The organism is Helicobacter sp. CLO-3, from assembly GCF_001854545.1.
Taxonomy (GTDB): Bacteria; Campylobacterota; Campylobacteria; order Campylobacterales; family Helicobacteraceae; genus Helicobacter_B.
This window is the reverse complement of the sequence record NZ_MLQN01000002.1, coordinates 11,520-36,354: the sequence shown is the minus strand read 5'-3', so window position 1 is coordinate 36,354 and position 24,835 is coordinate 11,520. Positions and strand designations below refer to the sequence as shown.

The window sequence follows — 24,835 nt, the reverse complement described above, 5'->3', positions numbered from 1 at the left end:
AATGCGCGGGTGTAAAATGCGCGTTGTTTGGATGCTCTTTTTTGCGCTGCCTATAGCACTCCTAGCTGCTGGCAAAAATCTCGAAGATATAGACAAAGATATCAATGCCAACAAACAAAAACTACAAGAAAAAGCCAAAGAAGAACAAAAAATATCCTCGCGCCTAAGCACTCTAGGCAACACCATAAACAACCGCAAAAAGCAGATAAATAGCCTAAAAGAGCAGATTAACTTTTTGCAACGCAGCATAAACCAGAATCAAAGCCAAAGCCAAAGCCAAGAAAAACGCCTAGAGAATCTACGCAAGCAGCTAAAATCGCTAGAAGAGGAAAAGAGCGCGATACAAGCATATATCGCAAATATCATCATTAGCGACATTGCTTTTACTTTGGTGCTAGATAAGCAAAGTGTCGTCTCGCCTGATGATGTGATTTTGGAAGATGTGTTTGGAATCCTCACCAAGCAAAGCCAAAAAAAGATTCTAGCCCTTAGCGAAAAACAAAACAAAACAGCCGAACAAATAGGACTCATCACCAATAATATCAATGAAATCACTGTGCTAATAGGCACCCAGCAAAACAAAAAAGACCAGCTCCAAAAAATGATAATCGAGCAAAACAGCCTCAATGAAAAACTCCAAGCCGAGCTAAATGACTACAATCAAAAGCTATTGCAAATAAGCAAGGAGCGCGAAGGGCTTGATACTATCCTCCAAGATCTAAACATCATCAAAGCAAACAAACAAAAAGAAATCGAGCAGCAAAAACAAGCCCTCATCGCCGCGCAAAAAGCCCAAAAAGAAAAAGAAGAAAGAGAGCGCCTGGCAGCAGCAAATGCCGCCAAACAAGGCGAGCAAACAAAAGATGCGGGCAAAGATTCTAGTAAAGACGCGAGCCAAAGCTCTAGCCAAAGTCCTAGTAGCGAGGCGGCAAACATCGTGCAAGTGGCAAATAGCTACAAAAATGTCGCAGTAGTCAAATACACCGGCGCAAAGACCATAGCACCGCTAGATTATTACACTATCGAGCAAAATTTCGGTCCCTACTACGACCCTGTGTATAATCTAAAAGTGTTTAACGAATCCGTCACGCTCATCTCCAAAACGCCAAACGCCGTAGTCTATAATATCTTTGATGGCAAAGTCGTATATGCCAAAGAAGCACCCATACTAAAAAAGGTAGTCATCGTAGAGCATAGCAATGAAATGTATAGCATCTACTCCCAGCTAGATAAAATCGCGCCCACCGTCAAACCCGGCTTCATCGTCAAAAAAGGCTACACCATCGGGCGCGTATCACAAAGACTAGGGCTAGAAATCACGCAAAAAGACAAGCATATCGACCCGCTAGAAGTGATCTCAAAAAGCAAATGATAAATTATTTAAAAAATTTTATAAATAGTCGATTTGAAGATACACCCCGCTAGAATAACAAGGAGGTCATTATGGCAGAGGTAAATACAAGCCAAGTTTCTTCGATCAAGAATACCTTATATAGCATGGTAAATAATGCTGGAAAAGCATATAGCGACAGCGCAAACGCCACGCAAGCATCGAATATAAGGGCAGCAAGTGTGAATGCAAATAATGCCGCGCAAGAAGCGCAGGCGCACAATAGCGCTGATTTGGTTAATATCAGCAAAGAGATAAACAAGAAAATGGAGCATATCGGCGCTGATATAAACTTCAGCTACAACGATGATATCGCAGGACTAGTCGTCACGGTGAAAGATCCAAAAAATGGCGGCAGAGTCATCCGCGAGATCCCTAGCAAAGAAGCCATAGATCTTGCCAAAAAAATGCATGAGGCTGTAGGGCTAATATTTGACAAAAAGGGCTAGAATCCAGATTTGGATTCTAGGCTTTAGAATCTATCGCTTGCGCGATTTGGATTTTGCAAAATAGATTCTGCAAGGCAGTTGGATTTCTGCAAGCTAGATTCCTGCAAGTTTAGATTCTGCTTGTGGGCTAGATTCTGCATTTTTTGCGCGCTAGAATCTGGCAAATCGAGCGAAACTAGCAGAATCTAGCGCCATCCGCAAGCCCTTAAAAGCCAGAATCCAAAAGCGCACAAGATTTAGATTCTGCTTTTTGCGCTTTTTTGCGCGGGCAAAGTCAAGGTAAGGTCATTGGCAAATCAGCAGGCAAAATCGCAAGCAGACTCACAGGAAATGCCACCAAGCAGCAAAATCTTGTTTTGCTACATTTTAAGCTTTAAGTTTGGCAGCCACAAAAGGCTAGCCACAAAGGAGAAAACATGGCAATAGGCAAAATCAACTCTCTAGGCGTGGGGAGCGGTGTTTTGAGCTATGATGTCATAGATAAGCTACGCGATGCGGATGAGCGATCTATGATAAAACCCATAGAGCGCAAAATGGAGCAAAATATCGAGAAGCAAACTGCGCTTGCTGAAATCAAAACGCTAGTCACAGGCATGCGCGTGCCAAGCAAGATTTTATCGGATTATTCTAGCTATCTTGGGCGCTCTACACATGTAAATAGCGATGCGATAAAAGCGAGTGTCGCAAGCGGCGTGCCTATGCAAGATATCAAAGTGGATGTGCATCAGCTAGCGCAAGGCGATATCAATGAGATGGGCGGGAAGTTTGAGAGCCGCGAGAGTGTTTTTAGCGAAAATGATGTGAAGCTAAACTTCTACACGCAGGGCAAAAACTACAGCCTAAACATAAAAGCTGGCATGACGCTAGGCGATGTCGCGCAGCTAATCACTGATGAAACCAATGGCGAAGTGACAGGGCTTATCATGAAAACCGGCGGCTCCAAGCCATATCAGCTTATGCTAAACTCCAAAGGCATGGGCGATGCTAGCAGAATCTACTTTGGCACGACGCTAAAAAATGACGCTGTGCCAAATGGCGCGGTGGATATAGGCAGCGGCGATTTGAACCTAAAAATCATTGACAAAAATGGCAATGAACAAACCATCGAAGTTTTGCTAAAAACCGATGGCTCATCTGATACCGCGCTTGCTTTGAAAGAAGCGATAAGAGAGGCGATTGAGAAAAATAGCGATTTGAAAGATTTGCTAGATTCGGAGATAAACATAGGACTTGACAAAGAAGGCAAGGGCTTAGTCATCAATGATTTGCGCGGCAATGACATAAGCATCGAGGGTGCTAAGGCAAACTCGCTAGGATTCCGCACCGCCCAAGCCAAGCAAGAGCCACTCATAGAATCTGGCAAAATGGTAAAAGCTGGCAAACTAAGCGGCACCGTGATGATAGGAAGCGTGCCGCTAGATCTTGCCAAAATGACAAAAGACAAAAACACCAGCGAGCAAAACGCGCAAATCATCGCACAAGCTATCGAAAACATCGCTGGAATGCACGCAAGCACCGATGGCTCTGGCAAACTCATCCTCACATCCGAGCTAGGCGAGATAAAAATCCAAGCAAGCGATGCCGCAGGAAAACAAGCCATAGAGGATATGGGACTGCGCGCTGGCACGATACAAGGCTATGCGAAACTGCAAGATAGCCTTTTTAAAATCAAAAATATCCAGCAAGGCAAAGATGCGATGATCTCTTATAATGGCGCGCTCATCTCGCGTCCAAGCAACGAGATAAACGACATCGTAGGCGGCGTGTCGATGACTTTGCAATCAACCACAGAGCCCGGCAAACCAGCGATAATAAGCATAAGACGCGATGATGAAGCGATCATCGAGCAGGTGAAAGAGTTTGTCAAAGCGTATAATGAGCTGATTCCTAAGCTTAATGAAACCACGCGCTATGATGAGGATTCTAAAATCGCTGGCGTGTTTAATGGCGTAAGTGACATACGCACCATCCGCTCATCGCTAAACTCGCTTATAAGCCACTCTGAATACGCAGATTCTAAGGTGCAAAGCCTTATGAATTATGGCATCACGATAAATGATAAAAGCACGATGTTTTTGGATGAGTCAAAGCTAGCGAGCGCGATAAATGCCGATCCAAAAGGCACAGAGGAATTTTTCTTTGGCAGGGATAAAAAAGAGCCTTCTGGAAAAGAAGTGCATATCGATGGAGTTTTTACAAAAATCGATAAATTTTTGGCGGGTTTAGCCGATGGTAGTAATTCAAGGCTTGAGACTTATGGCTCATCACTAGAGCGCGATGCCAAAAGCTTGCAAAAGGACAAAAAATCCACTAGCGAGCTGCTTGATACGCGCTATGAGACGATGGCTAATCGATTTGCCGCCTATGACAGCCAAATAGCAAGGACAAAAAATGCGTTTGGCTCTGTGCAGATGATGATCGATCAGTCAGTGGCGAAAAAATAGCATGAGCCCTAGCAAAAGCCCAAACACCACAAACTCCACAAAGGACATCCTATGAGAAGCAATGCTTACAGCATTTATCAGCAAAACGAAATATCTGTAGAATCACCAGCCAAGCTTATTGAGATGCTTTATGAGGGCATTTTGCGCTTTTGCGGGCAGGCGAAGCACTACATGGAATCTGGCGATATCGAGAAAAAAATATATTATATCAATCGCGTGACAGATATTTTTACCGAGCTTTTAAATGTGCTTGACTATGAGCGCGGCGGGGATGTGGCGACTTATCTTACCGGGCTTTATACCTATCAGATAAAGCTACTCACTCAAGCAAACCTAGAAAATAGCACCGAAAAAGTAGATATCGTCATCAATGTCGCAAAAGGCTTGCTAGAGGCGTGGAGAGAGATACATCAAGGCGAGCTATAGAATCTAGATTCTGCTTTTTAGGTTCTGCTTTGGTGGCTTAGTTTTTTAGATTTTTATTTTTATTTTTGCGTGTTTTTTGATATTTGCGTTTTTGGCGCTTTTTAATATCTTTTGCGCTTTTGGTATCTTTGGCATTTTTTAGATTTTTTCGCGCTTTTTATGTTTTTACATTTTTATGTTCTTTGCGCTTTTTAGATTTTATTTTGGGCGCGGATTTGAGATTTTATTTTATAGATTTTGTTTTGTTTTTTGTGGTGTTTTGCGTTGGCTGGATTTTGGCTTTTAACTCTTGATTTTTGGTGCGGTGGCTTTGTGAAAACTTTGCGCGAGGCTTTTTGATATTTTTGCTTATTTAGATTCTGCTTAAGGGTTTGCATGTGGTTAGATTCTATGAAAATCGCTTTGATACAAAAAGACAGCGCCAAAGCCTACGCGCTCATAGAATCCATGCCCCCCACCTTTGACACACTAGAAGAGATGCTGCAAGCGCGCGAGCTCATCGCGCAAGTGCTAGAGCTGCTCGAAAAAGAAAAAGAGCACACCAGAATCCAAATGCTCCAAATCCAAGCTGCCAAAAAATTTTTAGTCTCTAGCTAGCTTTTAAATCGCCCAAAATCCGCCTTCAAATCCTTCTCAAAAACCACACCAAAAAGCGCGCATTATCTGATATAATACGCCCATTGCAGCCCAAATACACCAAACACAAAGCGTTTTTATGAAGCCTATTTCAAGCATTTTCAAGCACATTTTTTTACTCATCGCCTGCTTTCACGCAGCACTCGCAGACACTAGCAAGATGAGCTACTCCGCGTGCCAAGCGTATTACAAGCAAGCCACCGCCACCATAGATTCTGTGCGCGTGTATGGGATAGAATACGGCGGCAAGCCCCACCTCGTGGCGTTTTCCACCACCCCGCTAAAATCCTCCAAAATCATCAAAAAAGACTCCTTCATTGGCCTATATTTGTTTGAAGGCAAAACGCCCATGAGCTACCGCCTAAAGCCACTTGACTCCTACGCCCACACGCTCCCCCTAGCCGCTATCAACGCACAAAAGGCGGTGCCGGGCAAAGTGCTAAACTTTGAGCGCGGTGTGTTTGACCTTGGCAAGTTTAGCGCGCCGCTGCCGGAAGGCGCAGTGATTAGCACGATTTGCTATCAGATTTATGGGTTTAGCGCGCATGGGCAGTATTTTGTGCCAAAGATTCTCATCGATAGATTTTTGAGCGCGAAAGGCGGAATCTATGGCGATATAGGCGTGCGCGTGAGCGAAAACACACAAGCAGGCGCAAATACAAATAGCGCAAATAGTGTGCCTCGCGGCGTCATCGTCGAGCAAGTGGATTTATTTTTTCCCAAAAATGTGTTTTTGCCAAAAGATAGGATTTTGCGTATCAACCAAGAGCCGATAAACTCTATGGCAGATTTTGAATGGAAAGTCGCAAATCTCACACCCGGCAAAACCGCCAAAGTCGCGATAATGCGCGGCAATAAGATTCTGGAGCTGCAAACACAAATCGATAGGCGCTATGGCGGGGGGCTTTTGAGCGATAGCTTTTTTGAGCGCTATGGCGTGGTGCTAGATAAAAATCTCGTGATAAAAGGCATCCAAAAGCCCCTGCCTTACGAGCTTTCGCAGCTTAGCGTGGGCGATAAGTTTATCTGGATAGACAAGACACCTGTAAGAAGCAATGATGGATTCTGGCATTTTCGCCAGCTTTTCTCACAAGCGGGCGTGCGCGGGAAAGTGGAGCTTTTGCTGCTGCATGAGGGCGTGGAGATTTTTGTCCGCTCAAGGCTAAAATAAGGCAGAATCTAGAATCCTTTTTTGTTGTTAAAAGCAAATGCGATGATGATTTGGATTCTGATGAAAAGTTAAAACAATAAACAATAAGCCAAGGCGAAGTATCTTTGAGCTATTTTTGCGGCTTTACTAAAGAAACTCGCAAAGCTTGTTTTCAAGCAAAGGGCGCAGGGAGTTACCTAGAGCGGTAATGACCAAGCCCTTTGCGTAGAAAACAAGCCGAAGGCGAAGTTTCTTCAGCAATCCACAAAAAGAGCCAAAGAGACAAGCCGATAAAGGAAAACGATGGATAATAGGTATCAAAAAACACTCACAGACTTCGAGTCATTCCTGCAAACCCACCAGCCAGCCATCTCTAGCGATGATTTTCATCCGCATTTTGCCAAAGCATTTTGGGAGATGCTGCTAAATGGCGGCAAACGCTTCCGCCCAAACCTCCTGCTAGCGCTCGTCGATGGGCTTAGCCCGATGATGACGCCAAACGCGTTTTATCCAGCACTCGCGCTTGAGTGCCTGCATACTTACTCGCTTATCCACGATGATTTGCCCTGCATGGATGATGCCTCGCTTCGCCGCGCGCACCCCACGCTGCATGTGACTTATGGCGAGACGAGCGCGGTGCTGGCAGGCGATGCGCTGAATACTTATGCGTTTTATCTGCTAGCAGAATCTAGGCTCGATGATAGCGTGAAAGTGGCGCTTGTGCGCGAGCTAGCGAGTGCTGGCGGGGTTGGCGGGATGATTATCGGGCAGGCGCTTGATTGTCATTTTGAGGATCAAGTGCTTAGTATCGACAAACTAGAGATCATCCATGCCAACAAAACCGCAAAACTCATCGCCGCGAGCCTAAAAATGGGCGCGCTCATCGCTGGTGCATCAAGCGAGTTTATCACCGAGCTAGAATCCTTTGGCTTGCGGCTTGGGCTGTTTTTTCAGATACGCGATGATGTGATTGACGCGGTGCAGGAGGAGGGCGAGGCGGGCAAGCCCACGAGAAACGACGCGCATAAAAATAGCTATGTAAATCTGCTAGGACTTACCAAAGCACAGGATTTGCTAGCGCGAGAATCCGCAGCGCTGCAAGGCACGCTAGCTAGATTCCCAGAATCTGTGGCTAAAAATCTAGAGTGGCTTTTGGCTAGCTTTTTTAAAGAGATAAAATAGCGCGATGTGGCGACTTGGCGATGCGCGCAGAATCAGCGCTAAATCAGCAAGAATCAACGCGGAATCATCGCAAACTCGGCGCATTAAACCAGCGCCAAACGCCAAAACACCGCGCAAAACCACACCAAAACAAAGGAAAAATATGAAGCAGATTCTGCTAACAAATGATGATGGATTCGAGTCAAAAGGGCTTTTGGCGCTAAAAGAGGCGCTAAGCCCGCTAGGCAAAGTCCTAGTGGTCGCACCCGCTAGAGAGAAGTCTGCCTGCGGGCATGGGCTAAGCATCACCAAGCCGCTTTCGCTTGTGAGTGTGGGCGAGGATTTTTACAAACTCGATGATGGCACGCCCACAGACTGCGTGTATCTCGCGCTAAACTCGCTCTACAGCCCTAGAATCCGCCCCGACCTCATCGTCTCTGGCATCAATATCGGCTGCAATATGGGCGAGGATGTCACCTACTCTGGCACGGTCGCGGGCGCGATGGAGGGCGCGATACATGGCATCCCAAGCATCGCGATATCCCAGCTAGTGCGTAAAGAGGGCGATTTGAAGGGCTGTGATTTTAGCCTAGCGCAGCGCTGCATACACGAGCTAGCGCAAAAGCTTTTGGCGCACAATCCGCTGCCAAAGCGGCGATTTTTAAATGTCAATATCCCCATTGCGCAAGAATCCAAAGGCTACAAAATCACCGAGCTTGCCGTGCGACTATATGGCAATGATGCGATGAAAGCGCGCAATCCGCGGGGCTTGGAGTATTATTGGCTCGGCACGCATCCGATAGAATGGGAGGAGCGCAGCGAGCGGATGAGCGATTTTAACGCGGTGATGAATGGCTTTGTCTCGATAACGCCTTTGAGCGTGGATATGACGAGCTATGCTGATATGGAAAATGTGCAGAAATGGGCAGAGTAGGCGCGCGGGTAGTGCGGGCGTTTGGGTAGCGCAAGCATTTTGGTAGTGTAGGCGTTTGGGTGGTGCAAGGATTTTGGATGGTGTAGTCATAAGGCGCGCTAAATCCGCGCTCGCCAGATCCTAGCAGGCACAGAAAGCGAGAATCTACGCCTAAGCAACAAAGCTAGAATCCAAATCTAAGCGCCCAAGCCAGAATCCAAGCTAGCATCCGTGCCTAGAATCTAAACCAAGCAGCCCAAGTAGTCTCAACAGCCCAAGCAGCCTAGTCCAAGCCCGCAAGCCAAAGCATTTGCGCGAGGCTATACCGCTTGCGCTGCTGTTTGGGTGAGCGTGAATCCATGCTTCATAAAATACAGCGCGACAAATCCCAAAATCCCCACGATAAAATATCCCACAGATAGTATCATAATGATATCATCTCTGTGCGCGTGCTTGACAATAGCCACTATAAACAAAATAAGCGAGCTGATACCCCAAATCCACGCGATGACGCTAAACACGATGCCCACCTGCTCTGGCACAGCGATAGCATAAATCGTCACAAAAACGCCAACCACAGCAGCCAAAAACATAAAAATCGTCAATGCCACACCAGCAACAACTATCGCCAAGCACGCCAAACAACGAGTCTAGTAGAACGCCTTGCGTTTTAGTATAAATTTACTTAGACATCATAGAATCCCCCGCTTTTATATTTGTGCGCGATAGCGCATAAATAGCTAGCGATACCACCCTTAGGAGATTCTATGAAAAACGCATCCAAAATCTTAAGCCTCATTTGCCTCTCTACTAGCCTAGCTAGCCTAGCAATCGCTGATGAAGCCACGCCTACAGTAAGCAAAAGCGGTGCTTTTGTGGGGGTAGAAGCTGGCTACAATATGCAATTCGCCCAGACAGCCACCATAGATGCCACCACCAACCAAACAACCACCACCAGCAAAGACACGACATTTCCATTTGCTGCATTTGGACTCAAAGCTGGGTATGGCTACTTTTTCAACAAATACATAGGACTTAGAGCCTATGGTAGCTATCATTATGGCGCGAGCACCGTAATAGGCACCACGATAGAGCCGGGCTCTGGTGGCGGAGGCGGAAGTGGCGGCGGCGCAAACACCACGACAGAAACAAAAAGCACCACCACCAACTCATTACATCAAGTCGCTGTCAATGTGGAAGCGGTGTATGATTTTGTCACGCTTGATAATTTCTCTAGCGGCGTGTATGCTGGCATTGGCTTGGGATATGGCTCATATACCAACGCTAGCACAGCTGACAACACCACAACCAGCATCAACATGGGCTCGGGCTTCGTGCTACCGGTAAATGTGGGCTTGGAATTTGGATTTGCCAAACATCATCGCGCATCCCTAAACTTCAGGATTCCAACCATCGCAGCTGCCACCAAAACAAATGCCGGCGATATGGAATACCGCTCCAGACAGCTCATCATGACTTTGGGCTATGCGTTTGTGTTTTAGATTTTGGTTTGGCGGGCGAGTTTGCAAATGCGCGTCGCAAGAGGCGCAAAACTAGGCCGCCAAGCAGGCCGCCAAGCACTAGTCCAAAAAACAGAAAAATAAATCTGCAAGATTGCCAGAATCTAAGCGCGCAGTTTTGATTCTGATGTTTTGATTCTGGCGCTTTGGTTTTTGATGTTTTGATTTTGGCGACTTAATTTTTGCGCCTTGATTTTGATACTTTAATTTTAATGCTTTGGTTTTTGACACTTTAGTTTTGATGTCTGGTGCGCTTATATCAGACGCGCTGCGTTGATTGCTAGCCATGTGGCGTTATTTAGATTCTGTTATTTAGATTTTGTTTTTTGGATTCTGCTTTTTTGGGCTATGTGGCTTTGATTTAGTTATGTGGTTTTTGGATTTTGCTTTGGCTTTTGATTCTGCTTCGATTCTGCTTCGATTCTGCTTTCATTTTGCTCCCATTTTGGATTCTGCTTCTTTGTATTTAGATTTTGTGTTTTTTATTTTAGGTTTGGCGCAGAATCTAGATTTTGGCTTTTGGCTTTGCTGGATTCTAGTATAAAGATTCTGGTATAGATTCTAGTATAAGCGGGCGCATAGCCAAAACATAGCAGAATCTAAAGGCTGCAATATCGATTTCACACATTTGCATTGTCATTGGCGATAGATGATTGGCGGCGCATGATTGGTGGCGATGTGGCTGGCGGTGGTGCGCGATTGGCAATGATTGGCAGTGTGTAATTTTGGCATTTTGGTGCGGGCGGTGTGATTTGTGTGTATTTTTTCTTGACAAGGGATTTTTATTTTTGTATAATCAGCCCTTTATTTATCGTGCTGGTTTAGCTCAGTTGGTAGAGCATCTGCCTTGTAAGCAGAGGGTCGGGGGTTCAAGTCCCTTAACCAGCTCCATTATTCAAACCCTTTACCAGATTTTCTGATTCAGTGTTTGACCAGTCTTTTGCTATGGTGAGTTACTCAAGTGGCCAACGAGGGCAGACTGTAAATCTGCTGGCTTTCGCCTTCCGTGGTTCGAATCCACGACTCACCACCATTAAGAAGCTCATAAGCTGTCTTATAGGCATAGAGCAATTTGCGGGAATAGCTCAGTTGGCTAGAGCATCAGCCTTCCAAGCTGAGGGTCGCGGGTTCGAGCCCCGTTTCCCGCTCCATACTGGGAACTGAAGTGATCTTTCATAGTCACTCTCAATAGTATCAGTCGCGCCCATATAGCTCAGTGGCAGAGCACTTCCTTGGTAAGGAAGAGGTCGGCGGTTCAATCCCGCTTATGGGCTCCAGTTTTTCTGCTTTAGCTTTGTTGTAACCTTTATCTTTTCATAAAGAAGTTTGGGCTAGAATAGAGCTTTTCAAATTCAATTTTAGGAGATTTTTATGGCAAAGGAAAAATTTGTCAAGAACAAGCCCCATGTCAATATCGGAACAATCGGGCATGTCGATCATGGTAAAACAACTTTGAGTGCCGCTATTTCTGCGGTTTTGGCGACAAAAGGTCTTGCAGAAATGAAAGACTATGACAAAATCGATAACGCGCCAGAAGAACGCGAAAGAGGTATCACTATCGCTACTTCGCATATCGAGTATGAAACAGAAAAACGCCACTATGCGCATGTGGATTGCCCCGGGCACGCCGACTATGTAAAAAATATGATTACAGGTGCGGCGCAAATGGATGGTGCGATTCTAGTTGTTTCTGCAGCGGATGGCCCTATGCCACAGACTCGCGAGCACATCTTGCTTTCACGCCAAGTAGGTGTTCCTTATATCGTGGTATTCCTAAACAAACAAGATATGGTCGATGATCAAGAGTTGCTAGATCTTGTAGAAATGGAAGTTCGCGAGCTTCTTAGCGCGTATGAATTCCCGGGTGATGATACACCAATCGTAGCTGGTTCTGCGCTAAAAGCACTAGAAGAAGCAAAAGCTGGCAGCGTAGGTGAATGGGGCGAAAAAGTCCTTAAGCTTATGGATGAAGTAGATGCTTATATCCCAACACCAGAGCGCGACACAGAAAAAACTTTCCTTATGCCTGTAGAAGATGTATTCTCTATCGCAGGACGCGGAACAGTTGTGACTGGTAGAATCGAGCGCGGTGTGGTAAAAGTAGGCGATGAAGTAGAAATCGTAGGTATCCGCGACACACAAAAAACAACCGTTACTGGCGTTGAAATGTTTAGAAAAGAGCTAGACAAAGGCGAGGCTGGCGATAATGTTGGTATTTTGCTACGCGGAACAAAGAAAGAAGAAGTAGAAAGAGGTATGGTTCTTTGTAAGCCGGGCTCTATCACTCCTCATAAGAAATTTGAAGGCGAAATCTATGTTCTTTCAAAAGATGAAGGCGGACGCCACACTCCTTTCGTAGATGGATATCGCCCACAATTCTATGTGCGCACTACCGATGTGACTGGCTCTATCAAGCTACCTGATGGCGTGCAAATGGTTATGCCGGGTGATAATGTCAAAATCACGGTTGAGCTTATCAATCCTATCGCGCTTGAGCTTGGGACAAAATTTGCGATCCGCGAAGGTGGTAGAACAGTAGGCGCTGGTGTCGTTACCAAAATCATTGAGTAGGGTAAATACCAATGGCAAAAGGTAATGTAATCAAAATCGGCTTGAAATGTTCAGAATCTGGGGACATTAACTATAGCACGACGAAAAACGCTAAAACAAATACAGAAAAACTGGAGCTCAAAAAGTTCTGCCCTCGGCTTAACAAACACACCATACACAAAGAAGTTAAGCTAAAAAGCTAGAGGTTTTCTCTAGCTTACAGGTCAGTAGCTCCAATGGTAGAGCGTCGGTCTCCAAAACCGGTTGTTGGGGGTTCGAGTCCCTCCTGACCTGCCATTAGTATAATAGAGTGAGAGATATTTATGAAAAAGATGATTGCTTATTGCAAAACAGCGAAAGAAGAGCTTTTCAAAGTAGTTTTTCCTACCAAAGAGCAGATTCGGAATGCGCTTATTTCTGTCGTAGTCGTTGTCTTTGTTATCGCTTTATTTTTGGGGCTAGTCGATCTTATTTTGTTTGCTTCTGTGTCTAGTATTTTATAAATTAGGAGGTTTGTATGTCGCTAAGTTGGTATGCTATACAAACATATTCTGGAAGCGAGCAGTCTGTAAAAAAGGCTATCGAGAATCTAGTCCATGAATATAAGATTCAAGACAGAGTCAAAGAGATTATCGTCCCTACAGAAGATGTGTATGAGATGAAGAATGGAGCAAAGAAAATAAGTGAGAGGAGCTTATATCCCGGATATGTTTTTATCAATGTGGATTTAGATACTTCACTTTGGCACACTATTCAGTCTCTACCTAAAGTGAGTGGCTTTGTGGGCGAAAGCAAAAAGCCCACTCCTTTGAGCGAAGCGGATATCACGCATATTTTGGAAAAAATCAAAAATCGCGCTGCGCCTAAGCCCAAAATCTACTTTGATGCTGGCGAAGTGGTGCGTATCAATGATGGTCCATTTGCGAATTTTACCGCGACGGTAGAGGGATATGATGTCGATCACAAAAAATTGAAAGTCAATGTTTCTATTTTTGGCAGAAATACGCCTGTGGATATTGATGATCATTTGGTAGAAAAAATAATTTAACAAGAGGTGAGATATGGCTAAGAAAGTAGCAGGTGAGTTGAAACTTCAGATTCCAGCAGGCAAAGCAAACCCTTCTCCGCCTGTAGGTCCAGCACTAGGGCAACGCGGTGTAAATATCATGGAATTCTGCAAAGCTTTTAATGAAAAAACAAAAGATATGGGAGATTTTAATATCCCTGTGATTATCACTGTTTATCAAGACAAAAGCTTCACTTTTGTGACAAAAAAGCCCCCTGTGACAGATCTGATAAAAAAGACCGCAGGCATAACAAAAGGCTCTGACAATCCGCTTAAAAATAAGATTGGCAAGCTGACTTCCAAACAAGTAGAAGATATCGCAAATACCAAAATGGAAGATTTGAATGCCAATGACATCGAAGCAGCGAAAAAAATCGTCGCTGGAAGTGCTCGCAGCATGGGCATAGAGATTGTAGATTGATAAAAGGATTGAGGTCATGAAAAATAAGACAGCAAAAAGAACGCAAAATTTACTTCAAAAAATAGATAGCGCAAAGCTCTATGATATAGAATCTGGCGTAAATGCGGTGAAATCTCTAGCTTCTGCTAAGTTTGATGAGACAGTGGAGCTTGCATTGCGACTTGGTGTAGATCCTCGCCATGCCGATCAGATGATAAGAGGCGCGGTTGTTTTGCCTCATGGCACTGGTAAAAAGGTGCGTGTAGCTGTATTTGCCAAAGGCGCTAAAGCTGATGAGGCAAAGCAAGCGGGCGCTGATATCGTGGGCGATGAAGATCTAGCAGAAGAGATCAAAAATGGCAATATCAACTTTGATATGCTTATCGCCACGCCTGATATGATGGCGCTTGTGGGTAAAGTGGGTAGAATCCTAGGACCAAAAGGACTTATGCCAAACCCAAAAACAGGCACTGTCACTATGGAAGTAAGCAAAGCTGTAAGCAATGCAAAAAGCGGGCAAGTGAATTTTAGAGTGGATAAAAAAGGCAATATCCACGCGCCTATCGGCAAAGCAAGCTTCACAGAAGACAAAATCAAAGACAATATGCTAGAGCTAGTAAAAACCATAAATCGCCTAAAACCATCTAGCGCGAAGGGTAAATTTATACGAGGTGGCGCACTTTCTTTGACTATGTCGCCTTCAGTGAAGCTAGACACGCAGATTCTTATGGATGTGAAATAATCACACAAAAGCCTAAGCGAGCTTTGATAAGGCCAAAAAGCCTTGCAAGCACTGCCTAAAAGTGTCGCATAGAAGCGCAAGCAGCGCGATATTAGAATCATTCATTTATCTTAGACTAGTGACTACAAGCGCGTTAAGCTTAATATTGCTTGTATAGGTCGAGTCTGAAAGGAGGAAAAATGACTAAGAGCCAAAAACAAGAATTGATCGGCAATCTTACCAAAGAATTCAAAGACGCTCAAGCGTTGTTGGTTTGCGATTATAAAGGCATTAGTGTTCGCTCCTTAGAAGAGCTGCGCCATAGCGCAAGAGCAGTCAATGTAAAAGTGCAAGTCATCAAAAATACTTTGGCGCGCATAGCGATTAAAGATTCTGGTCTGCCAGATTTGGATATCAAAGATACTAATATCTTTATTTGGGGCGATGATCAAATTTCTCTAGCAAAAGTCGCTGCTAAATTCGCAGAATCTAATGCAGATAAATTCATCATCAAAAACGGAATCTTTGAAGGGCAAAAGGTAGAGAAAGATCATATCATCTCTGTATCTAAGCTACCAAGCAAAGATGAGCTTATTGGCATGCTTTTGTCTGTTTGGACAGCACCGGCGCGATACTTTGTCACCGGGCTTGACAATCTAAGAAAGCAAAAAGAAGAAAACGCGTAAGCCGCGTAAAACGCATAGTAAAAATTAAGGAGCATAAAATGGCTATCACAAAAGAAGAAGTTCTAGAATACATTGGCGGACTTTCTGTCCTTGAGCTTTCAGAGCTAGTAAAAGCTTTTGAAGAAAAATTTGGCGTAAGCGCTGCACCTACCGTAGTAGCAGGCGCAGCAGCTGGTGGCGCAGCAGCTGGCGGTGAAGAAAAAACAGAATTTAGCGTTGTGCTTGTGGATGCTGGTGCAAACAAAATCAATGTTATCAAAGCTGTGAGAGAAATCACTGGTCTAGGGCTAAAAGAAGCTAAAGACGCCACAGAAAAAACACCACACACACTAAAAGAAGGTGTCAATAAAGATGATGCCGCTGCATTCAAGAAAAAACTAGAAGAGGCTGGAGCGAAGGTAGAAGTAAAATAGCCTTGCTTATCAAAAGCCCTTTTGTAGTCGCCCAAATATAGCTTTTCTATATTTGGGCTATTCGCATTTATAGCACTTTGTGAGATTATAGACCCTATGAGATTGTAGAATATTGCGTTAGATTCTGGAATCTCATGGGTGTTTAAGCTCAACTATCTTCTTTTTCTTAAGGATTCACAAATGTCAAAAAAAGAAATCAAAAATAGACTTCGTATAGATTTTTCACAGCAACAAGGTTTAGAAGTCCCAAACCTTCTTCTCTTGCAACGAGACAGCTATGATTCTTTTTTGTATGCAAAGGATGGCAAAGAAAGCGGGATAGAAAAAGTTTTTAAATCCATTTTCCCTATCCAAGATGTGCAAAACCGCATCACGCTAGAGTATGCAGGCTGCGAGTATGGCAAGCCAAAATACACTATCAGAGAGGCTATGGAGCGTGGCATCACCTATGCGATACCGCTAAAAATCAAAGTCCAACTTATCCAATGGGAAAAAGACGAAAAAGGCGATAAACTCACACCAAAAGACATAAAAGAACAAAGCATTTTTATCCGCGAGATTCCACTGATGACAGATCGCACAAGCTTTATCATCAATGGCGTAGAGCGCGTGGTGGTAAATCAGCTGCATAGAAGCCCGGGCGTCATTTTCAAGCAAGATGAGTCCGCTACCACAGCAAACAAACTCACATATATGGGGCAGATTATCCCCGATCGTGGCTCATGGCTGTATTTTGAGTATGATTCCAAAGACACGCTATATGTGCGTATAAACAAACGCAGAAAAGTGCCCGCGACGATATTCTTCCGCGCTTTGGGCTATAGCAAAATGGATATTTTGAAAATGTTCTACCCGCCTTTGAAAATCAAAATCGAGAAAGACAAATTCCTCGTAGAATTTGACCCAGCGATGTTTGAGGGCAGGGTGGATTTTGATATCAAAAATGCTAGTGGCGAGCTCATAGTCGCATCTGGCAAACGCCTAAGCTCCAAAAAAGCCAAAGAACTCAAAGAAGGCGGACTTGAGTGGGTGGAATATCCTGCGGATATGCTTGCTAGCCGATATTTGTTTGATCCTATCATCGACAAAAAAAGCGGCGAAGTCATCTTTGATACGCTAACGCAGCTTGATGAATCCAAACTCAAAAAGCTAAGCGAGCTAAAAATCAAAGAAATAGTCGTGGTAAATGACCTAGCAAGCGGACTAGATACTTCTATCATCAATTCATTTATCGCCGAGACAGAATCCTTGAAACTACTCAAGCAGACAGAAAAAATCGATGATGAAAATGACTTGGCGGCTATTAGAATCTACAAAGTAATGCGCCCGGGCGAGCCAGTCACCAAAGAAGTGGCGAAGCAATTTGTAAAAAGACTCTTCTTTGATGCAGAATCCTATGACCTAACACGCGTGGGGCGTATGAAAATGAATCATAAGCTAGGCTTGCATGTGCCAAATTATGTCACCGTGCTTACACATGAAGATATCATCGAGACTACAAGATATCTTATGAAAGTCAAAAATGGCGATGGCAGAATCGATGATAGGGACAATCTAGGAAACCGCAGAATCCGCGCTATCGGCGAGCTTTTGGCAAATGAATTGCACGCTGGGCTAGTCAAAATGCAAAAGGCTATCAAAGACAAGCTAACCACCATAAGTAGCAACCTTGATACGATAATGCCGCATGATTTGATTAATGCCAAAATGATAACAAGCACTATCATGGAGTTTTTCACCGGCGGACAGCTTTCGCAGTTTATGGATCAGACAAACCCACTTTCAGAGATCACGCACAAACGCCGCCTATCTGCGCTAGGTGAAGGCGGACTAGTCAAAGAGCGCGTGGGATTTGAAGCGCGCGATGTGCATCCTACGCATTATGGCAGAATCTGTCCTATCGAGACGCCAGAAGGGCAAAACATCGGGCTTATCAATACCATAGCGACATTTACACTAGTAAATGATCTAGGCTTCATCGAGGCGCCTTATCGCAAAGTGGTTGATGGGAAAGTGACTGATGAAGTAGTGTATCTCACCGCCACACAAGAAGATGGCAAAGTGATAGCGCCCGCTAGCACCAAGCTTGATGCCAACAACAAAATAGTCGAGAATCTAATCGAGACAAGATGCGGCGGTGAAATCACGCTCAAAAAATCCGAAGAAGTTGAGCTTATCGACTTGAGCCCGCGCATGCTTGTGGGTGTGGCGGCTTCTCTTATACCATTTTTGGAGCATGATGATGCCAACCGCGCACTTATGGGCTCAAACATGCAGCGCCAAGCGGTGCCATTGCTAAACCCAGATGCGCCAATCGTAGGAACTGGTATCGAGCAAATCATCGCGCGCGATTCTTGGGGTGCTACAAAAGCCACTAGAGGCGGCGTAGTCGAAAAAGTGGATTCTAAAAATATCTACATCCTAGGCGAAGATGAAAGTGGTGCGTATATCGATGGCTACTCATTGCAGAAAAATTTCCGCACCAACCAAAACACAAGTTTCGCGCAACGCCCTATCGTAAAGCAAGGCGATGTGGTAGAAGCAGGGCAAATCATCGTTGATGGCGCAAGTATGGATATGGGCGAGCTCGCACTTGGCAAAAATATTCGCGTGGCGTTTATGCCTTGGAATGGCTATAACTTCGAGGATGCGATCGTGGTGAGCGAGCGACTTATCAAAGAAGATGCCTTCACTTCTGTGCATATCTATGAGAAAGAAATCGAAGCAAGAGAATTAAAACATGGCACCGAAGAAATCACCGCTGATATCCCCGGCGTGCATGAAGATGATGTAGCACACCTTGATGAAAGCGGTATCGTAAAAATCGGGACCTATGCCACAGCGGGTATGATTCTAGTAGGAAAAGTCACGCCAAAAGGCGAGGTAAAACCTAGCCCAGAAGAAAGACTACTGCGCGCGATATTTGGCGAAAAAGCCGGGCATGTGGTGAATAAATCCCTCTATTGCCCGCCTTCACTAGAAGGAACGGTTATTGATGTAAAAATCTTTACCAAAAAAGGACATGAGAAAGACGCGCGCGCGATTAGTGCATACGAGCAAGAAAAATCTATCCTTGATATCGAGCATCACGATCGCTTGACAATGCTAAATAGAGAGGAGCTTTTGCGCGTGGGGCTTATGCTATCCAAAGAAGAGCTTAGCGCAGATGCAGTGGTGAATGATAAAAAATACAAAAAAGGCGCGAAAATCCCAAAAAGCGAGATTTCAAAAATCAGCCGCTTTGCGCTAAATACGCTTATCAAAAGCTACTCAAAAGCAGTGCAAGGAAAATATGAAAAAATCAAAACAAACTTCCTAGAGCAAAAAAAGACGCTTGGCGAAGAGCATGAAGAAAAGCTATCTATCCTAGAAAAAGATGATATATTGCCAAGTGGCGTTGTGAAGCAAGTAAAAATCTACATCGCTACTAAGCGCAAGCTAAAAGTCGGCGACAAAATGGCTGGGCGACATGGAAACAAAGGCATCGTAAGTAATATCGTCCCAGCAGTAGATATGCCATATACCGCAGATGGCACGCCAGTAGATATCGTGCTAAACCCGCTTGGTGTGCCAAGTCGTATGAATATCGGGCAGATTCTGGAGGTGCATCTAGGGCTTGTTGGCAAGCGACTAGGCGAACAGCTAGCTAGCATACTAGAGGAGCAAAAAACAGGCTTTATCAAAACATTGCGCGAAAAGATGATAAAAATCGCAGAAATCACCAATGACAATGATTCTGCTATGGTAGATTTCATCAAAAAATGCAAAGATGAAGAGCTGCTAAGCTATGCAAAAGATTGGAGCAATGGCGTAAAATTTGCTATCCCTGTTTTTGAAGGCATCTCGCAAGAGAAATTTAACAAGCTCTTTGAAGAAGCCAAAATCGATATGGATGGCAAGGTGGTGCTCTATGATGGCAAGACCGGCGAAAAAATCCGCGAGAAGGTAAATGTGGGCTATATGTATATGCTAAAGCTACACCACCTTGTCGATGAAAAAGTGCATGCCAGATCGACTGGTCCTTACAGCCTCGTGACACAGCAACCTGTGGGCGGAAAGGCGCTATTTGGCGGGCAAAGATTTGGTGAAATGGAAGTGTGGGCGCTAGAAGCCTATGGTGCGGCGCATACGCTAAAAGAAATGCTGACGCTAAAATCTGATGATATCATCGGGCGTGAAAACGCATACCGCTCTATCACCAAAGGCGAGCCGGTAGGAGAATCCGAGATTCCAGAGACTTTTTATGTCCTTACCAAAGAGCTTCAATCACTAGCACTTGATGTGAATGTGTTTGATGGCTCGCTGGATGAAGATGGGAATCCAAAACCGCTTGAAATCAAAGAGGACAATCGCCCCAAAGATTTCAACTCATTCCAGCTAGTGCTAGCAAGTCCAGAGAGAATCCGCTCATGGAGCCGCGGTGAGATCAAAAAACCAGAGACAATAAACTATCGCACGCTAAAACCAGAGCGCGATGGGCTTTTCTGCACCAAGATTTTTGGACCGGTTAGAGACTATGAATGTGCTTGTGGAAAATACAAAAAACCACGCTACAAAGGCATGGTGTGTGAAAAATGTGGCGTAGAAGTCACCACTTCCAAAGTGCGCCGCTCAAGAATGGGGCATATCGAGCTAGTCACACCAGTAGCGCATATTTGGTATGTTAGCTCGCTTCCTAGCCGCATAGGCACATTGCTAGGCGTGAAGATGAAGGATTTGGAGCGCGTGCTTTATTATGAGGCATATATCGTAAAAGAGCCGGGCGAGGCATTCTATGACAATGAATCCACAAAGCCGGTGATGAAATATGACATCCTCAATGAAGAGCAATACCAAAACATCTATCAGCGCTTTGGTGATAAGGGATTTGTGGCGCAAATGGGTGGCGAAGCAGTGAAAGAGCTGCTAGAGCAAATCGATCTAGCGCCTTTGCTAGTGTCATTGCGCGAGGATTTGAAAAATACAAGCTCTGATGCCAAGAAAAAAAGCATCGTAAAACGCCTAAAAGTCGTTGAGAGCTTCATAAATTCTGGCAATCGCCCAGAATGGATGATGCTAACCGTGCTTCCAGTGCTTCCGCCAGATTTGCGTCCATTGGTAGCGCTTGATGGTGGTAAGTTTGCGGTGAGTGATGTGAATGATTTGTATCGTCGCGTCATCAATCGCAACCAGCGCCTAAAACGCCTGCTAGAGCTTGATGCACCAGAAATCATCGTGCGCAACGAAAAACGCATGCTTCAAGAAGCAGTAGATGCGCTCTTTGATAATGGCAGAAATGCAAACGCTGTAAAAGGCGCAAACAAACGCCCGCTCAAATCCTTGTCTGAAATCATCAAAGGCAAGCAAGGGCGATTCCGCCAGAATCTACTTGGTAAGCGCGTGGATTTCTCCGGACGAAGTGTTATTGTCGTGGGGCCAAATCTACGCATGGATCAATGTGGCTTGCCAAAAAATATGGCACTCGAGCTCTTTAAGCCGCATTTGCTTGCGCGCCTAGAGGAGAAGGGCTTTGCTAGCACGCTAAAACAAGCCAAAAAAATGATAGAGCAAAAAACCAATGAAGTTTGGGAATGCTTGCAAGATATAGTAGAGGGCTATCCGGTGCTACTAAACCGCGCGCCAACGCTGCATAAGCAATCCATCCAAGCCTTCCATCCAAAGCTAATCGATGGCAAGGCTATCCAGCTACACCCGCTAGTGTGCTCGGCGTTTAACGCGGACTTTGATGGCGACCAAATGGCAGTGCATGTGCCACTAAGCCAAGAGGCAATCACAGAGTGCAAAGTGCTTATACTAAGCTCTATGAATATCTTGCTGCCAGCTAGCGGTAAAGCGGTGGCGGTGCCTAGCCAAGATATGGTTTTGGGGCTTTATTATCTATCATTAGAGAAAAAGGGCGTCAAAGGCGAGCATAAATCATTTGGCGATATCAACCAAATCATGATAGCCATCGAAGCGGGCGAGCTTGATATAAATGCCAAAATCCAAACCGTCATCGATCGCTACCCTATCACCACAACCGTTGGCAGGATGATTTTGCGCTCGATTCTGCCGGATTTTGTCCCTACAGATTTGTGGAATAAGATTCTGAAGAAAAAAGACATCGGCACGCTTATTGACTATGTGTATAAAGAAGCGGGCATCGGCACAACAGCGGCATTCCTTGATAATCTCAAAAATCTAGGATTTATGTATGCGACAAAAGCGGGTATCTCTATATCTGCCGCAGACATCATCATCCCAGAGGACAAAGACAAAATCATCGCAGAAGCCAGAGAAGAAGTGCAAAAGGTGCAAAGAGTCTTTGATGCGGGCGAGATCACAGAATCTGAACGCTACAACCAAATCATCAACGAATGGACCAAAGCTAGCAAGAAGCTTGGCGATCAAATGGCAGCAATCGTCGCCAAAGATAAAGATGGATTTAACTCTATCTATATGATGGCAGATTCTGGTGCTAGAGGTAGTGCCGCACAGATCCGCCAGCTTTCTGCTATGCGCGGGCTTATGGCAAAACCAGATGGCACGATCATCGAGACGCCAATCGTTTCTAACTTCAAAGAAGGGCTAAATGTCCTAGAGTATTTTAACTCTACGCATGGAGCGAGAAAAGGGCTAGCAGATACCGCGCTAAAAACAGCAAATGCTGGGTATCTCACAAGAAAGCTTATCGATGTCAGCCAAAATGTCAAAATCTCTATGGAGGATTGTGGCACGCATGAGGGCTTTGAGATTAGCGATATCATCGATGGCTCTGAATTGCTAGAATCACTAGAGGAGCGCGTATTTGGGCGCGTGCTAGCAGCAGATGTGATCGATCCTATTAGCAATGAAGTGCTATTTAGCGCTGAAACGCTAATCGATGAAAAAGCGGCCAAACGCATCGTAGAAGCCAATGTAAAATCCGTAACCATCCGCAACTCCGTAACATGTAAAGCACCAAAAGGCGTGTGTGCTAAGTGTTATGGAATAAATCTGGGTGAGGGCAAAATGGTGCATCCGGGCGAAGCGGTGGGTGTGATAGCAGCGCAAAGTATCGGCGAGCCCGGCACACAGCTTACACTGCGCACATTCCATGTGGGTGGGACAGCGAGCAGCACACAAGAAGAGAATGAAATCCGCGCAGAAAAAGAGGGCTTCATACGATACTACAATATCCAAACCTACAAAAACAAAGAAGGTAAAAATATCGTAGTAAATCGCAGAAATGCCGCTGTGCTAGTCGTAGAGCCTAAAATCAAAGCGCCATTTGATGGCGAGTTACATATAGAAACAGCGCATGATGAGATAAACATCATTGTAAAAAATAGCAAGCAAGAGAAAAAATACACCGTGCGCAAAAGCGATGTGGCTAAGCAAAATGAGCTAGCGGGTGTCAGCGGAAGGCTTGAAGGCAAGCTTTATATCGCGCATGAAACGGGATACAAAGTAGCAAAAGGCGGCAGTATCGTAGATATCGTAAAAGATGGCTGGAATATACCAAACAGAATCCCTTATGCTAGCGAAATCATTGCGCAGGATAATGCGCCGATTTGCCAAAAAATCATATCCAAAGAAGATGGTATCGTGAAATACTATCTGCTAGAGGGCGATCATCTCGAGCGCGTGCATGATTTCAAAGCGGGCGATATCGTCAAAGAAAAGGGTATTTTTGCAGTAATCGCTGACAAAAACGACAGAGAAGCGACAAGGCACTATATCGCCAGAGATTCTAGGATTCTAGTATCTGATAATAGCGAAGTGGATGCAAAAACGATGATAGCGGAGCCAGCAAAAGATTCTGCCAATGTCATCGCTAAGTGGGATTCTTACAATACCATAACCATAAGCGACATAGATGGCGAAGTGTCTTTTGAAGATATCGTGCATGGAATCACTGCTTCAGAGCAAGAAGATAATATCGATCACAAAAAGCGCTTAAAGATAAATGACTATATCCCTGCTGGATACAAGCCAAGCATCATCGTCAAAAATGATGAAGAAACAAGACGCTATATCCTTGAGCCAAATACCACCATATCGCTAGGCGTGGTAGAAGGGGCGAAGGTTTCTCGCGCTGATGAGCTTGCCAAAACGCCAAAAGCGACTATCAAATCGCGCGATATCACCGGTGGTTTGCCGCGCGTATCCGAGCTATTTGAAGCAAGGAAGCCCAAAGATTCTGCGATATTGTCAGAGATTGATGGGTATGTGTCATTTGGCAAGCAAGTGCGTAACAAAGAGCGCATCATCGTAAGAGCGCTAGATGGCAAAGAGCGAGAATATCTCATCGACAAAGGCAAGAGGATTCTGGTGCATGAAGGCGAGTTTGTCCATGCTATCGAGGCGCTGACTGATGGCGTCACTTCTAGCCATGACATCTTGCGTATAGGTGGCGAGAAGGCACTCTTGCATTTCATCGTAAATGAAGTGCAGCAAGTATATCGCGGACAGGGCGTAAATATCGCTGATAAGCATATCGAAGTCATTGTCTCACAGATGCTAAGACAAGTGCGAATCATTGATCCGGGCAATACTAGATTTATCGAAAATGATCTAGTCAGCAAGCGACATTTTAGAGAGGAAAATGAGCGCATCTTGCGACTTGGAGGCGAGCCAGCTATAGCAGAATTGGCATTGCTAGGTATCACGAGGGCGGCTATTAGCAGCGATTCTATCATATCTGCTGCTTCTTTCCAAGAGACTACCAAAGTCCTAACCGAAGCCAGCATCGCGGCTAAAAAGGACTTCTTGGAAGACTTGAAAGAAAATGTCGTGCTAGGTCGTATGATACCAGTGGGCACAGGGCTATACAAGGGTAAAAACTTCATCATCAAGCCTAAGGACTTAGATTCTTAGCAGAATCTAAGAGAAACAAAAGATTAAATAGTGTAAAATCGCGCGTTTAATCTCAACTCTAAATAAGGAAAA

19 protein-coding genes and 5 tRNA genes are annotated in these 24,835 nt (G+C 44.8%); 23 read left to right on the top strand and 1 reads right to left on the bottom strand.

Going from position 1 to position 24,835, the window contains the following annotated elements; genetic code table 11:
• Position 1 precedes the first annotated feature (1 nt).
• The 8 genes from BKN38_RS00735 to surE all read left to right on the top strand — a co-directional run bounded on the left by BKN38_RS00735 (position 2) and on the right by surE (position 8,590).
• Entirely contained in the window at positions 2-1,372 is a 1,371-nt protein-coding gene (locus BKN38_RS00735; protein ID WP_233712821.1) for a murein hydrolase activator EnvC, read from the top strand.
• Positions 1,373-1,443: 71 nt separating this feature from the next.
• Positions 1,444-1,839 (top strand): flagellar protein FlaG, encoded by a 396-nt coding sequence (locus BKN38_RS00730; RefSeq protein WP_233712820.1) that lies wholly within the window; start codon positions 1,444-1,446, stop codon positions 1,837-1,839.
• Positions 1,840-2,255: 416 nt separating this feature from the next.
• Complete coding sequence (gene fliD / locus BKN38_RS00725; protein ID WP_066456985.1) at positions 2,256-4,283, top strand: flagellar filament capping protein FliD; 2,028 nt, start codon at positions 2,256-2,258, stop codon at positions 4,281-4,283.
• Between the two features lie 51 nt (positions 4,284-4,334).
• On the top strand, positions 4,335-4,709 hold the full coding sequence (gene fliS / locus BKN38_RS00720) for a flagellar export chaperone FliS (protein ID WP_066456992.1): 375 nt from the start codon (positions 4,335-4,337) through the stop codon (positions 4,707-4,709).
• A gap of 375 nt (positions 4,710-5,084) precedes the next feature.
• A complete protein-coding gene (locus tag BKN38_RS00710) occupies positions 5,085-5,306 on the top strand; it encodes a hypothetical protein (protein ID WP_066453098.1) in 222 nt (73 codons plus the stop codon).
• Positions 5,307-5,424: 118 nt separating this feature from the next.
• Positions 5,425-6,516, top strand: coding sequence for a PDZ domain-containing protein (locus BKN38_RS00705; RefSeq protein ID WP_082942389.1), 1,092 nt, complete (start codon positions 5,425-5,427; stop codon positions 6,514-6,516).
• 282 nt (positions 6,517-6,798) lie between these two features.
• Entirely contained in the window at positions 6,799-7,677 is an 879-nt protein-coding gene (locus BKN38_RS00700) for a polyprenyl synthetase family protein (RefSeq protein WP_066453093.1), read from the top strand.
• Between the two features lie 142 nt (positions 7,678-7,819).
• On the top strand, positions 7,820-8,590 hold the full coding sequence (surE, locus tag BKN38_RS00695; protein WP_066453085.1) for a 5'/3'-nucleotidase SurE: 771 nt from the start codon (positions 7,820-7,822) through the stop codon (positions 8,588-8,590).
• A gap of 299 nt (positions 8,591-8,889) precedes the next feature.
• Here surE and BKN38_RS00690 read toward each other — a convergent pair whose 3' ends face one another.
• Complete coding sequence (locus BKN38_RS00690) at positions 8,890-9,201, bottom strand: hypothetical protein (RefSeq protein ID WP_070957643.1); 312 nt, start codon at positions 9,199-9,201, stop codon at positions 8,890-8,892.
• 135 nt (positions 9,202-9,336) lie between these two features.
• Between BKN38_RS00690 and BKN38_RS00685 the strand changes: the two genes are divergently transcribed.
• The 15 genes from BKN38_RS00685 (at position 9,337) to BKN38_RS00605 (ending at position 24,763) form a co-directional block, all read left to right on the top strand.
• Positions 9,337-10,071, top strand: a complete 735-nt coding sequence (locus tag BKN38_RS00685) for an outer membrane beta-barrel protein (RefSeq protein ID WP_066453309.1) — start codon at positions 9,337-9,339, stop codon at positions 10,069-10,071.
• Between the two features lie 833 nt (positions 10,072-10,904).
• Positions 10,905-10,980: transfer RNA gene (locus BKN38_RS00670), tRNA-Thr, on the top strand.
• A gap of 56 nt (positions 10,981-11,036) precedes the next feature.
• Positions 11,037-11,122: transfer RNA gene (locus tag BKN38_RS00665), tRNA-Tyr, on the top strand.
• A 41-nt stretch (positions 11,123-11,163) separates the two neighbouring features.
• A tRNA-Gly gene (locus tag BKN38_RS00660) sits at positions 11,164-11,240 on the top strand.
• A 51-nt stretch (positions 11,241-11,291) separates the two neighbouring features.
• Positions 11,292-11,366 (top strand) — tRNA-Thr (locus tag BKN38_RS00655).
• Between the two features lie 94 nt (positions 11,367-11,460).
• Positions 11,461-12,660, top strand: coding sequence for an elongation factor Tu (gene tuf, locus BKN38_RS00650; RefSeq protein ID WP_066453303.1), 1,200 nt, complete (start codon positions 11,461-11,463; stop codon positions 12,658-12,660).
• Positions 12,661-12,671: 11 nt separating this feature from the next.
• Positions 12,672-12,842: a 50S ribosomal protein L33 gene (rpmG, locus tag BKN38_RS00645; RefSeq protein ID WP_066453302.1), complete on the top strand. Its 171-nt coding sequence runs from the start codon at positions 12,672-12,674 to the stop codon at positions 12,840-12,842.
• Positions 12,843-12,860: 18 nt separating this feature from the next.
• Positions 12,861-12,936 (top strand) — tRNA-Trp (locus BKN38_RS00640).
• Positions 12,937-12,962: 26 nt separating this feature from the next.
• Positions 12,963-13,142, top strand: a complete 180-nt coding sequence (gene secE, locus BKN38_RS00635; RefSeq protein ID WP_066453301.1) for a preprotein translocase subunit SecE — start codon at positions 12,963-12,965, stop codon at positions 13,140-13,142.
• A 14-nt stretch (positions 13,143-13,156) separates the two neighbouring features.
• Positions 13,157-13,687 (top strand): transcription termination/antitermination protein NusG, encoded by a 531-nt coding sequence (gene nusG, locus BKN38_RS00630; protein ID WP_066453298.1) that lies wholly within the window; start codon positions 13,157-13,159, stop codon positions 13,685-13,687.
• 13 nt (positions 13,688-13,700) lie between these two features.
• Complete coding sequence (rplK, locus tag BKN38_RS00625) at positions 13,701-14,126, top strand: 50S ribosomal protein L11 (RefSeq protein WP_066453296.1); 426 nt, start codon at positions 13,701-13,703, stop codon at positions 14,124-14,126.
• A gap of 16 nt (positions 14,127-14,142) precedes the next feature.
• The gene (gene rplA / locus BKN38_RS00620) at positions 14,143-14,847 is read left to right on the top strand and encodes a 50S ribosomal protein L1 (protein WP_066453294.1); all 705 of its coding nucleotides are present in this window, start codon (positions 14,143-14,145) and stop codon (positions 14,845-14,847) included.
• A 179-nt stretch (positions 14,848-15,026) separates the two neighbouring features.
• Positions 15,027-15,512, top strand: a complete 486-nt coding sequence (gene rplJ / locus BKN38_RS00615) for a 50S ribosomal protein L10 (protein WP_066453292.1) — start codon at positions 15,027-15,029, stop codon at positions 15,510-15,512.
• A 38-nt stretch (positions 15,513-15,550) separates the two neighbouring features.
• The gene (gene rplL / locus BKN38_RS00610; protein ID WP_066453291.1) at positions 15,551-15,925 is read left to right on the top strand and encodes a 50S ribosomal protein L7/L12; all 375 of its coding nucleotides are present in this window, start codon (positions 15,551-15,553) and stop codon (positions 15,923-15,925) included.
• 180 nt (positions 15,926-16,105) lie between these two features.
• Positions 16,106-24,763, top strand: a complete 8,658-nt coding sequence (locus BKN38_RS00605; protein ID WP_066453286.1) for a DNA-directed RNA polymerase subunit beta/beta' — start codon at positions 16,106-16,108, stop codon at positions 24,761-24,763.
• Positions 24,764-24,835 lie beyond the last annotated feature (72 nt).

Bases quoted from the DNA above. Each gene is read 5' to 3' on its own strand.
- BKN38_RS00735 (WP_233712821.1), top strand. From the start codon at position 2: ATGCGCGGGTGTAAAATGCGCGTTGTTTGGATGCTCTTTTTTGCGCTG.
- BKN38_RS00730 (WP_233712820.1), top strand. From the start codon at position 1,444: ATGGCAGAGGTAAATACAAGCCAAGTTTCTTCGATCAAGAATACCTTA.
- fliD (WP_066456985.1), top strand. From the start codon at position 2,256: ATGGCAATAGGCAAAATCAACTCTCTAGGCGTGGGGAGCGGTGTTTTG.
- fliS (WP_066456992.1), top strand. From the start codon at position 4,335: ATGAGAAGCAATGCTTACAGCATTTATCAGCAAAACGAAATATCTGTA.
- BKN38_RS00710 (WP_066453098.1), top strand. From the start codon at position 5,085: ATGTGGTTAGATTCTATGAAAATCGCTTTGATACAAAAAGACAGCGCC.
- BKN38_RS00705 (WP_082942389.1), top strand. From the start codon at position 5,425: ATGAAGCCTATTTCAAGCATTTTCAAGCACATTTTTTTACTCATCGCC.
- BKN38_RS00700 (WP_066453093.1), top strand. From the start codon at position 6,799: ATGGATAATAGGTATCAAAAAACACTCACAGACTTCGAGTCATTCCTG.
- surE (WP_066453085.1), top strand. From the start codon at position 7,820: ATGAAGCAGATTCTGCTAACAAATGATGATGGATTCGAGTCAAAAGGG.
- BKN38_RS00685 (WP_066453309.1), top strand. From the start codon at position 9,337: ATGAAAAACGCATCCAAAATCTTAAGCCTCATTTGCCTCTCTACTAGC.
- tuf (WP_066453303.1), top strand. From the start codon at position 11,461: ATGGCAAAGGAAAAATTTGTCAAGAACAAGCCCCATGTCAATATCGGA.
- rpmG (WP_066453302.1), top strand. From the start codon at position 12,672: ATGGCAAAAGGTAATGTAATCAAAATCGGCTTGAAATGTTCAGAATCT.
- secE (WP_066453301.1), top strand. From the start codon at position 12,963: ATGAAAAAGATGATTGCTTATTGCAAAACAGCGAAAGAAGAGCTTTTC.
- nusG (WP_066453298.1), top strand. From the start codon at position 13,157: ATGTCGCTAAGTTGGTATGCTATACAAACATATTCTGGAAGCGAGCAG.
- rplK (WP_066453296.1), top strand. From the start codon at position 13,701: ATGGCTAAGAAAGTAGCAGGTGAGTTGAAACTTCAGATTCCAGCAGGC.
- rplA (WP_066453294.1), top strand. From the start codon at position 14,143: ATGAAAAATAAGACAGCAAAAAGAACGCAAAATTTACTTCAAAAAATA.
- rplJ (WP_066453292.1), top strand. From the start codon at position 15,027: ATGACTAAGAGCCAAAAACAAGAATTGATCGGCAATCTTACCAAAGAA.
- rplL (WP_066453291.1), top strand. From the start codon at position 15,551: ATGGCTATCACAAAAGAAGAAGTTCTAGAATACATTGGCGGACTTTCT.
- BKN38_RS00605 (WP_066453286.1), top strand. From the start codon at position 16,106: ATGTCAAAAAAAGAAATCAAAAATAGACTTCGTATAGATTTTTCACAG.